The organism is Actinoplanes awajinensis subsp. mycoplanecinus, assembly GCF_001509495.1.
Lineage (GTDB): Bacteria > Actinomycetota > Actinomycetes > Mycobacteriales > Micromonosporaceae > Actinoplanes > Actinoplanes palleronii.
On sequence record NZ_LLZH01000005.1, the window covers coordinates 25,583 to 34,285 of the forward strand.

Sequence of the window (8,703 nt, forward strand, 5' to 3'; positions counted from 1 at the left end):
AATCGTCAATTGTGTTACTTTCCGAAAACGATTTCGCCATGCTCTGCACACACGGCCCGGGACAAGGGAGCGCCCGAGCCAGCCTCGATCAGAAAGGAAACAAGATGGCACCCGGGGTCGGTGGCCTGGCCCGCCCCTGGTATAGCCAGGGGCGGACGTGGACCTGCTGGGGTTACGGGAGGCGGATCTGCTGCCAGGTCAGGCCGTTCTCCGAGCGGTACGCGGCCGTCTCCGTCACCACGACGTACGGCGCCGTCGTTCCGGGCCCGCTGACCTGCACCCGGTACAGGGGGTTCCCGGGGAAGCCGCGCAGGGTCACCGGCGTGTACGGGCCGGTGCCCTGACCGGCGACGAAGTCGGTGGTCCGGGAAGCGACGTGAGTACCGTCAGGGGTGACGAACCCGGCGCTGAGCAGGGCGCCCTGGATCGTGTCGCCGACCTGCCAGGTCAGCCCGCCGTCGGTGGTGTGGTGCACGTCGATCAGATCCTTCGAGCGGAAGGTCAGCACGTACGCCGCTCCACCTGAACCGGCGGCCAGTTCCGGCACGAACCGGATGGAAGACATGAAATCGTCGCCGGGGCGGGGCTCGTCCGGTACCGCGTCGGTGAAGACGTGGGTGTGCCAGGTCCGGCCGCGGTCGGAGCTGCTCGCCATCGCCGGCCGTTGCGTGTCCGGGTCCATGCCGGGCACCCACAGTTGCCCGTCGAACGGCACCATGACATCTCCGTTAACCGAGAACTCGGGGCTCAAGCCGGTGGGCTGGTTCCGCAGCGGCGCGAACCGGCCGGTGTCCGGGTCGACCACGCCGACCGTGCAGGTGGTGACCCCCAGAAGGGCGCAGTCGACCGGCCGCACCCCGTCCGGGACCGTGTCCACCGGCTGGGTGCCGATCTCCGGCCGGGTCCAGCTCCGGGCGCCGTCCCGGGTGATCCAGAACCTGTCCCGCTCGGTGGCGCCCACGTTGTTCTCCCGCCACAGCACCAGACCGGTGGACAGCGCGGTGAACGTCCCCTCCCGGGACGGGTCGGCGTCCACAGCCATGGGCGGCAGGTCCCGGGACGCCCAGGTGGCGCCGCCGTCCGGCGACACGTGCAGCTCGGCGGCACTGTCCGGGCGCGGTTCCTGAAGGGCGTACAGGTCGTTTCCGGCGCTGGTCAGCCCGATCAGCCGGGGATAGCCGGGTTCCGGGTCGACGGTCGCCACCTGGTCGGGGGCGGCCGGGCCACGGTTGACGGCGAAGCCGAAGCCGGTGGCGATAAGCACTGCGACAACCACTGCGGCGGTACGGCGGCGGCGTTTCCGGACGGCGGCCCGGTCGCGTACCGAATCGAAATCGGGCTGGCGCACCGCGCCGCCGACCTCGGCCCGCAGCCTGTCGAACTGGGAGTCAAGCATGGCGGACCTCCTCGGTCATCGGGACCGGCTCGTCGTCGGACAGGAACTGGGCGAGCGCCGCCCGCCCGCGGGCCAGCCGGGCCTTGACCGTGCCCACCGGGATGCCGAGGGTGGCGGCGACCTCCACCACCGGCAGGTCCGCAAGGTGGTGCAGGACGATCACCTCGCGGGTTGGCGGGGCCAGCCGGCGCAGGGCGGTGAGCAGGGCCACCCGGTCGCCGGACACGCCGGGCACCGCGGACGGCGCGATCTCGACCCGACCGGACCGGACCAGGCGGTCGAACAGCCACCGCCGCCGGTAGCGGGTCCGGGCCACGTTGAGGGCGGCCACCCGCAGCCAGCGTTCGGCGTCGTCGGCGCGCAGGAACGAGGCGGGTGACCCGAGGACCCGGGCGAACGCCTCGTGCACCGCGTCCTCGGCCTCGGCCAGGTTCCCGACCAGCCCGGCGATCTGCGTCACGAGCCGCTGGTAGTAGGCCACGTACGCCTGCCGCACCGATTCCTCGGCACTCAAATCGCCCTCCCCGTATCGACGTCTGTCAGAGGAAGGACCAACAGCTCCACCGCCAGGTTGCGTCTCCCGCCGATATTTTTACCGCCGCAGCGTCAGCGACGGTAAGCGGCAGCCGGTGCCAGCGCCGATCGGGCGGACGTCCTCGACGGTGAAGTCAGCCGTGGTGGCGTAACCGAGCAGTTCATCGCGTAAAACCGCGTCGAAATCTCCGGTGCCGGGAAGTCCAGGTTCAGGAAATCCATCACATGCGCGTCGAAGCCCCTGGTCCGGCAAGGCCTGAGTACTTCGACGCCGCAGGACCTGCTCGTCTGGCTACGCCGCAGCGCCAACGCCCGGCTCGCCGACAGCAGAGTGCCCATAGACCACGGCTGCTCGACCGGATGCCCGCCGATCAAGAGCTGGCCTACCTGCGGCAGTTGCTGATCGCCGGCGGTGTCCTGCCGCAGCGGTTCGAGCCACTCGCCTCGCTCGGACCGTGGCTCGACGGCAACTCGCCCGTCGCCCGCGCAGCCACGCCCTGCTGATCCAGTCCTACGCGCAATGGGTCGTGCTGCGCCGGGCCCGCCGCGACCACCACCGCGGCCGCTACACCCACATGTCCGGCCAGAACGACCGCGGCCGGTTACGCCAGACCCTCTACCTGCTCGACTGGCTCGCCGCGCAGAACCACACCATCGGCGACCTGACCCAGCCCATCCTCGAACGGTGGCTCACCGAGGCCCCTACCCGCACCAAACGTGAGGTCGCGTCGTTCCTCGCCTGGACCGCCGCCCGCAAGATCACCCCGAAACGAATGGTTCCGGAGCCACCCCGACCTGACGGGTTCATCGACTCCATCTGCTCCGTCGAGTGCTACCCGTGACCGGCGACCCCGGCGCCACGGCGCTGCTGACCGCCCGGCCCGGCGGCACCCCGCTCGGCGCCGACCGCCCCGTGCAGTCCCGACAGGAGGCCGTAGCCGCCTGCGCCCTGGCCGCCGGAGCCGTCGTGTACTCGGCCCTTGTCGTGATCGAACCTGACGAGGTGGAACCGGGCACCGCCCTCGGTGACCGCGACACCGGGGGCACCTGGCGCCAGGACTTCACCACCACCGCCGATGGCATCATCCTGACCTACACCCCGAAGCCGGGCTACCACGACGAGTTCGGTATGCCGCCAGTCTTCGATCTCTCCAGCGCCAACGACGACGACGCGGCCCTGGTCCGTAGCCTCGGCGACATCCGCGACTACGGCGGCGACCTCACCCTCGACGCCCGCTACCTGATCGCGCCCCATGACGACGCGACTCCCTCGATCGCCGACATCCTGGGCGCCACCGGTCCCGGCGAGCAGATCGTGCTCAGCGCCGGCGGCACCAGCATGCACCCGGCCAGCACATTCCAGCTCGCCGTGGTCACCGAAACGGGCGCGGTACGCGACCGGATCGCCCTGCACCCCCGGCCCAGCCAGTACCGGGCGCCGCGGCGCCCGGATCACCCTGCACGACGGCGCCGGCGTGTTCACCGCCAGCCTGAAGATCGAACGACCCGAACTCGGCGGCGCGATCACCACCGACCTCACCAGTAGCGGACTGGCCGGTCACCAATTCTTCCGGTTGATGGCCACCCTGCGGATGTTCCAGCAGGCGCAGCCCCCCGACCGGCTCGAGGTACGCCTCGACGACCTCACCCGAGCAAGCGTTCTCTTAACAACACCGAGCCCTGCAGCGACTGGCTCTGCCCGTTGCTCTGCGGGGTCGCCGCTGTCTCATGCGACCGGAACTTCTTTGCCCCGAGAACTCCTCCGACAGGGCTGTGCCGCCGATACTCAGCGCGTGGCTCACTACGATCTCGGGCGCACTGGTTGATTCAACAGCGGAAACGGCATGAGCGTGGAGGCCAAGGCCGGAGTCGAACCGGGTCATCCTCGAGGAGAACTCGCTTGCAGGCGGGCGGCACCGCCCGGTGCCCAAGCCAAGACCGTGGTCGTACAGCGTGCCCCGGCAGGAATCGAACCTGCGGCCTCGCCGGTCGGAGCGGCGCGCTCTCTCCTCTGAGCTACGAGGGCATGGTGCGGGATGAGGGATTCGAACCCCCTGAGCAGCTGGTGCGACCGGTTTACAGCCGGCCCCGACTCTCCTGCGTCGGCGATCCTGCGGGGCGACCGGCGGGAGTTGAACCCGCGCCTCCAGGGCCACGACCTGGCGCTCTACCACTGAGCTACGACCGCAGTACCCGGCGCCGGGGTCGAACCGGCGGCCTCCCCGGTGTGGGCGGGGCGCTCGTTCCGCTGAGCTAGCCGGGCATGGCGGAGGGAGAAGGATTTGAACCCTCGGCGCGTCGCCGCTCCCGCGATTTCCCGTCGCGGTTCCGAAGCCGGGCCGGCCCCTCCAGTTGGGTCACGCGGGTTGGTGGAACCGCCCGTCATGGCCCCGCTCTCCCGGGTGGATTCGAACCACCATCGGCGGATTAACAGTCCGCTGTCCTGCCGTTGAACGACGGGAGATTGGTCGCGCCTGCGGGGCTCGAACCCGCTTCTCGGGCTTGAAAGACCCGGGGCCTACCCATAGCCGAAGGCGCGTTGCGTGTCCGGCGCCGGGTTCGAACCAGCGGCCTCCGCCGTGTCGGGGCGGCGCTCTACCAGGCTGAGCTAGCCGGACGTGGTGGGGGAGGCGGGATTCGAACCACGCGATCTCCAGCTTATGAGGCTGGCGAGGACAACCGAGCTCCTCTACTCCCCAGTGCCGCCGGAGGGGTTCGAACCCCCACAGTCCGGATTAAAAGTCCGGTGCCCGTCCGCTCGGGCGCCAACGGCTTGGTCGTGCTGGTGCGCCCGGCTGGACTCGAACCAGCTGCTTCTCGTTTAGGAGACGAGCGCTCTGTCCTGATGAGCTACAAGGGCATGATGCGTGCGCCGCCCCGGTATCGAACCGGGCTCCCCCGCTTAAGAGGCGGGTGCTAAACCACTCAGCTAGCGGCACGTGGCGGACGGAGCGAGAGTCGAACTCGCACGGGTGTTACCCCCAACGGTTTTCGAGACCGCGGCCGGCGCCCATCGGCTGGCCCGTCCAGTTCTCTCCCCCTCCCAGTGCGCCCCGAGCGTCCTGTCCGCACGCGTCCACGGATTCTCCGGGGGTGCCCACTACCGGTGCGACGACTTCCGCCTGGTCGAAGCGGAGAGAGAAAGTCTGGGTGGAGGGATTTGAACCCCCGTCCTCTGCCTCCCGAAGGCAGCGTCCTACCAAGCTGGACCACACCCAGTTGCGTCGGGATGGCCGGGCTCGAACCGGCGGCCTCGTGCTCCCCGAGCACGCGCGCTACCCACTGCGCCACATCCCGATTCCGGCATCCGCACCATCGGCCTCCAACCCCTTCGTGGTGCGCGCCTGGTGCCCCCGGCAGGATTCGAACCTGCGGCCTCCTGGTTCGTAGCCAGGCACTCTGTCCAGCTGAGCTACGAGGGCATGGTGTCGCCGGCTGGGTTCGAACCAGCGTCCTCCGCCTTATCAGGGCGGCGCTCCGACCTGCTGAGCTACGGCGACATTGTCTTGCGCGGAGCCGGAGGGATTCGAACCCCCGTCGGTGTGACCCGATCTGCTTTAGCAAAGCAGCGCCATCGTCCTCTCGGCCACGGCTCCAGAGCACCAGCGACGGGGTTCGAACCCGCGATCTCCTCCGTGACAGGGAGGCGGGGACTCCGCTCCCCTACGCCGGCATGGTGTGCGGTGACCGCGCTGGGCGGTCACCGAGTGGAGGAGACCGGATTCGAACCGGCTACCTTCCGGGTGCAAACCGGACGCTCAACCTGATGAGCTTCACCCCCATCGTGCGCTCGCCGGGAGTCGAACCCGGACGCCTCGCGGCACCGGCGCCTGAGGCCGGCGTGTCTCCCGTTTCCACCACGAGCGCAGGGTGGGACAGCTTTGCGGGGCTTGATGCGCGTTGCCTGGCCAGCCCGCGCCCACCCTTGGAACCCCGCGTACGTGCCCGCCCGCCCCTGCGCGCCGGAAGCCGCTGTGGTGACGCACCGCCTGCGGAACTCGAACCCGCATCTCCCGGCTCGCGCCGGATGATCTGCCAATTGATCTACGACGGGTGCGTCATCGAGCCGACGCCCGGGATCGAACCGGGTGCCTCCGCTTTACGAGAGCGGCGCTCTACCTGGTGAGCTACATCGGCGTGGAATTGGCGCCGCCGGGGACGACTCGCCCCGCCGTCTTCTGTGTCCTCTCCCGCGCGGGGAGCGGCACCGGGTTCTGCCGGCCACGCGGTGCCCGACCGTGGTCGGGGCGCTGCCTGCTCTCGGACGTTCATCCGCCCGAGCGCGCGCGGTCGCTCTCTCGCCAGGATTCGAACCTGAACCTCCCGCTCCAAAGGCGGGCGTCGCTGCCGTTAGACCACAAGAGATCGGCTTGACCGGGCCCGTGGTGGGCCCGGTCAGCGGTGGGCGATGCTCGCCCAGGCCGGGATGGCCGGATGGAAGAGGAGCCGCATCCCGGCTTCGTCGGGGGTGCGGTCGGCCTTCCGGTTGTTGCAAGCTCCGCAGGCGGCGATCGTGTTCATCCAGGTGTTGCGGTTGCCTTGGGAGACGGGGTGGATGTGGTCGACCGTGCCGGCGCGGCCGTTGCAGAACCCGCAGCGGCGGCCGTCGCGGGCGAGGACACCGGTCTTCGTCCAGCCGGGGCCCTTGCCGAACCGCCACCGGGTGACGACGTACCGGATGAGCCGGACGGCGGCTGGCAGCGGGAACGCCCAGGTGCCGGTCGGGGTGTGCTTCGGTGATCTCGGCGACCTGGCGGACGAGCATCCGGATCGCGTGGCGGAGGCTGACCCGCTGCAGGGGCTGTGAGCCGGCGTTGAGTACCAGGGCTTCCGTCGTCACCGAGGTCACCTCCTCTGCGTGATCGTTTGTGCCGGGCCGGCGACGGGTTCCCGGACGCTGGGTTCCGGGTGAGAGCGGACGACCGGGTTCGAACCGGCGACCTCCACCGTGGCAGGGTGGTGCGCTACCAGCTGCGCTACGTCCGCGTGCTTTGTTCGTGGAGCCACCGCCCGGGGTCGAACCGGGTGCCTCGGTCGTACCAGGACCGCGCTCTGCCAGGTGAGCTACGGCGGCGTGTGCCCCGCCTCGGATTCGCACCGAGACCGTCGCCGGGTTTGAGCCGGCGCCCTCTGCCAGTTGCGGTAGCAAGGCGGGTGGTTAGCGAAGTCCGGTACGTCAGCAGCCGCGGCCCCGATCGGGGATCACTGCACGTCCTTCGCCGGCCGGGCAGCGAGCCCGACCGACCGCGGCGGTCAGCCGCGCCTCTCGCTCTGGGTGCAGGACTCGAACCTGCGTCTGTACCGGGGACCAAAACCCCGTCGGGCCTGCCGTCAGCCCAACCCAGAAGGTTCACGGTGCCGGGTGGGGCGGTGACGTTCCTCGTTGCTCGGGTAGCTACTCCCGTGCTGCTGGCTGGCCGGGCCGCGCATCCCGGCCAGCCAGCACGAAGTGTCCGCCGCCCCGGGACCGGCACCTGTCTGACGCCGGTACTCCGGCCCACCTCCCCGCGGACAGCGGGTCGCCGTGCTGGGTTCGGCGTCCGTTTCTCGGCTACGAGCGGGTGAGGGGAATCGAACCCCTGTGATCTGGGTGGAAGCCAGGAGCTCTGCCACTGAGCTACGCCCGCATCGTTCGCGACCTGCGGGAGTCGAAAACCGCACGGCAGGTACCGGCCGTCTCCGCCCCCGTGGGGCTGTCGCGAGCTTGTAGACCCGACCGGGATCGAACCGGCGTCTCCAGGTTGAGGGCCTGGTGAGCGTTCCGCTGCTCCACGGGTCCAAGGGTGCCGCGTCGGGGCCGCCAGACGGACCCGCCGCTTTTGCAGCCAGCACTCATCTCGTGAGCGCCGCACCTGGTGCTCGGGTAGGGACGGTCATACGTGGCCGGACTCGAATGTTCCGGGGGCTGGCCTTACGGCCGGGCCATCTCCGCGCGTACCCGCCGCGTTTCCTGCCGTTGCGTGCCCACTGCTGGGATCGAACCAGCGACCTCCGCCTTTTCAGGGCAGCGCTCGACCTGCCGAGCTCAGTGGGCATATGGCGCGCGCCCTCCTCGAGGGCGCTGGTTCCGACGTTCCGGGGGCCAACCGATGCAGATGCAGTCCCCCACTGCAGAGCTTCACCTGGCCCGGTACTCGCGGGAAGCGTGGGGACGCCTTCCCGGCCGGCGCGTGGGAGATCCGGCGGCGGGCCCGTGGTGGCACCGGCGGCGGGATCTGTTTCATGTCATTTCCGCTGTTGAATTCTCAAGTCCGGGACCCCGGAGGGTTCCGACAAGTCCATTCCCGCAAAGCATTCTGCGGGGGACGTTGCAGGGGTGACAGGGATCGAACCTGCGACCTTCGGTTTTGGAGACCGGCGCTCTACCGATTGAGCTACACCCCTATTAAAAAATGGCATGGTGAAAACAGAGAAGCCGCCTTCCCCGGTTCGGGAGGCGGCTTCGGCGCTGGGCGCTTCGGCGGGCGCTAGGTGCGCCTCCCGGGGTGGGGCTTGTTGATGCTTACCTGCTCGAAGGTCCCGAAAGCGCAGGCAGCCGAGCCCGGCAGCGTGCGCTGCGGGTTCGTGGTGGCGTGCCAGCGTTGCATCGGGCTGCTCCTTGCCGGTTGGGTCTGGGGTGCTGATGACGGTAGGTGTTGCGGCTTGCCATCGCAATCACATTTTCGGCGGGCGTGCTCAGCCTCGATCCACCGCTGAATGGTGAGACGGCGGCACCCCGGAAGATAGAAAGTGCCCTCTGGACTGGGAGGATAGGAGTTCTGACGCTTCTATTC

At 69.4% G+C, this 8,703-nt stretch carries 5 protein-coding genes, 29 tRNA genes and 1 pseudogene; 3 read left to right on the forward strand and 32 right to left on the reverse strand.

The features are described from left to right. Positions 1 to 172: 172 nt before the first annotated feature. Positions 173 to 1,396, reverse strand: a complete 1,224-nt coding sequence (locus ADL15_RS02240) for a hypothetical protein (RefSeq protein ID WP_067684668.1) — start codon at positions 1,394 to 1,396, stop codon at positions 173 to 175. Next, positions 1,389 to 1,910, reverse strand: coding sequence for a sigma-70 family RNA polymerase sigma factor (locus ADL15_RS02245; protein WP_067684670.1), 522 nt, complete (start codon positions 1,908 to 1,910; stop codon positions 1,389 to 1,391). Before ADL15_RS02245 ends, ADL15_RS02240 begins: the two co-directional genes overlap by 8 nt. Before the next feature lie 380 nt (positions 1,911 to 2,290). Between ADL15_RS02245 and ADL15_RS52530 the strand changes: the two genes are divergently transcribed. The 3 genes from ADL15_RS52530 to ADL15_RS02255 are packed head-to-tail and all read left to right on the forward strand — an operon-like array spanning position 2,291 to position 3,476. Beyond that, on the forward strand, positions 2,291 to 2,434 hold the full coding sequence (locus ADL15_RS52530) for a hypothetical protein (protein ID WP_157441109.1): 144 nt from the start codon (positions 2,291 to 2,293) through the stop codon (positions 2,432 to 2,434). Beyond that, a complete protein-coding gene (locus ADL15_RS02250) occupies positions 2,386 to 2,772 on the forward strand; it encodes a hypothetical protein (protein WP_157441110.1) in 387 nt (128 codons plus the stop codon). Before ADL15_RS52530 ends, ADL15_RS02250 begins: the two co-directional genes overlap by 49 nt. Continuing rightward, entirely contained in the window at positions 2,769 to 3,476 is a 708-nt protein-coding gene (locus ADL15_RS02255) for a hypothetical protein (RefSeq protein ID WP_067684673.1), read from the forward strand. Before ADL15_RS02250 ends, ADL15_RS02255 begins: the two co-directional genes overlap by 4 nt. 407 nt (positions 3,477 to 3,883) lie before the next feature. On the opposite strand, the gene ADL15_RS02260 is transcribed toward ADL15_RS02255, so the two are convergent. The 30 genes and pseudogenes from ADL15_RS02260 to ADL15_RS02400 form a co-directional block, all read right to left on the reverse strand. Further along, positions 3,884 to 3,957: transfer RNA gene (locus tag ADL15_RS02260), tRNA-Arg, on the reverse strand. After that, positions 3,958 to 4,045 (reverse strand) — tRNA-Tyr (locus tag ADL15_RS02265). A gap of 2 nt (positions 4,046 to 4,047) precedes the next feature. Then, a tRNA-His gene (locus ADL15_RS02270) sits at positions 4,048 to 4,118 on the reverse strand. Between the two features lie 2 nt (positions 4,119 to 4,120). Then, positions 4,121 to 4,193, reverse strand: a tRNA-Val gene (locus ADL15_RS02275). 1 nt (position 4,194) lies between these two features. Beyond that, positions 4,195 to 4,280: transfer RNA gene (locus ADL15_RS52535), tRNA-OTHER, on the reverse strand. A gap of 43 nt (positions 4,281 to 4,323) precedes the next feature. Next, a tRNA-Asn gene (locus tag ADL15_RS02280) sits at positions 4,324 to 4,394 on the reverse strand. 1 nt (position 4,395) lies between these two features. After that, a tRNA-Glu gene (locus ADL15_RS02285) sits at positions 4,396 to 4,469 on the reverse strand. Positions 4,470 to 4,474: 5 nt separating this feature from the next. Further along, a tRNA-Val gene (locus tag ADL15_RS02290) sits at positions 4,475 to 4,548 on the reverse strand. A gap of 1 nt (position 4,549) precedes the next feature. Next, positions 4,550 to 4,629, reverse strand: a tRNA-Met gene (locus ADL15_RS02295). Position 4,630: 1 nt separating this feature from the next. Further along, positions 4,631 to 4,703, reverse strand: a tRNA-Lys gene (locus tag ADL15_RS02300). Positions 4,704 to 4,798: 95 nt separating this feature from the next. Then, positions 4,799 to 4,869: transfer RNA gene (locus ADL15_RS02310), tRNA-Lys, on the reverse strand. A 1-nt stretch (position 4,870) separates the two neighbouring features. After that, a tRNA-Ser gene (locus tag ADL15_RS52540) sits at positions 4,871 to 4,958 on the reverse strand. 117 nt (positions 4,959 to 5,075) lie between these two features. Further along, a tRNA-Pro gene (locus tag ADL15_RS02315) sits at positions 5,076 to 5,149 on the reverse strand. A gap of 5 nt (positions 5,150 to 5,154) precedes the next feature. Further along, positions 5,155 to 5,227: transfer RNA gene (locus ADL15_RS02320), tRNA-Pro, on the reverse strand. Positions 5,228 to 5,275: 48 nt separating this feature from the next. Beyond that, positions 5,276 to 5,352: transfer RNA gene (locus ADL15_RS02325), tRNA-Arg, on the reverse strand. Position 5,353: 1 nt separating this feature from the next. Continuing rightward, positions 5,354 to 5,430, reverse strand: a tRNA-Ile gene (locus ADL15_RS02330). A gap of 11 nt (positions 5,431 to 5,441) precedes the next feature. Further along, a tRNA-Ser gene (locus tag ADL15_RS02335) sits at positions 5,442 to 5,526 on the reverse strand. A 4-nt stretch (positions 5,527 to 5,530) separates the two neighbouring features. Beyond that, a tRNA-Asp gene (locus ADL15_RS02340) sits at positions 5,531 to 5,603 on the reverse strand. Positions 5,604 to 5,638: 35 nt separating this feature from the next. Next, positions 5,639 to 5,711, reverse strand: a tRNA-Ala gene (locus ADL15_RS02345). A gap of 4 nt (positions 5,712 to 5,715) precedes the next feature. Continuing rightward, positions 5,716 to 5,797 (reverse strand) — tRNA-Leu (locus ADL15_RS02350). Positions 5,798 to 5,994: 197 nt separating this feature from the next. Further along, positions 5,995 to 6,067 (reverse strand) — tRNA-Thr (locus ADL15_RS02360). A 156-nt stretch (positions 6,068 to 6,223) separates the two neighbouring features. Further along, positions 6,224 to 6,295 (reverse strand) — tRNA-Gln (locus ADL15_RS02365). Positions 6,296 to 6,325: 30 nt separating this feature from the next. Then, a pseudogene (locus ADL15_RS50940) lies at positions 6,326 to 6,770 on the reverse strand (HNH endonuclease). Between the two features lie 73 nt (positions 6,771 to 6,843). After that, positions 6,844 to 6,916 (reverse strand) — tRNA-Gly (locus tag ADL15_RS02375). A gap of 12 nt (positions 6,917 to 6,928) precedes the next feature. Then, positions 6,929 to 7,004 (reverse strand) — tRNA-Thr (locus tag ADL15_RS02380). Between the two features lie 3 nt (positions 7,005 to 7,007). Further along, positions 7,008 to 7,082: transfer RNA gene (locus ADL15_RS52545), tRNA-Leu, on the reverse strand. A gap of 404 nt (positions 7,083 to 7,486) precedes the next feature. After that, a tRNA-Gly gene (locus tag ADL15_RS02385) sits at positions 7,487 to 7,557 on the reverse strand. Positions 7,558 to 7,637: 80 nt separating this feature from the next. Next, positions 7,638 to 7,709, reverse strand: a tRNA-Glu gene (locus tag ADL15_RS02390). A 182-nt stretch (positions 7,710 to 7,891) separates the two neighbouring features. Beyond that, positions 7,892 to 7,964 (reverse strand) — tRNA-Phe (locus ADL15_RS02395). A 277-nt stretch (positions 7,965 to 8,241) separates the two neighbouring features. Beyond that, a tRNA-Trp gene (locus ADL15_RS02400) sits at positions 8,242 to 8,314 on the reverse strand. Positions 8,315 to 8,703: the final 389 nt, after the last annotated feature.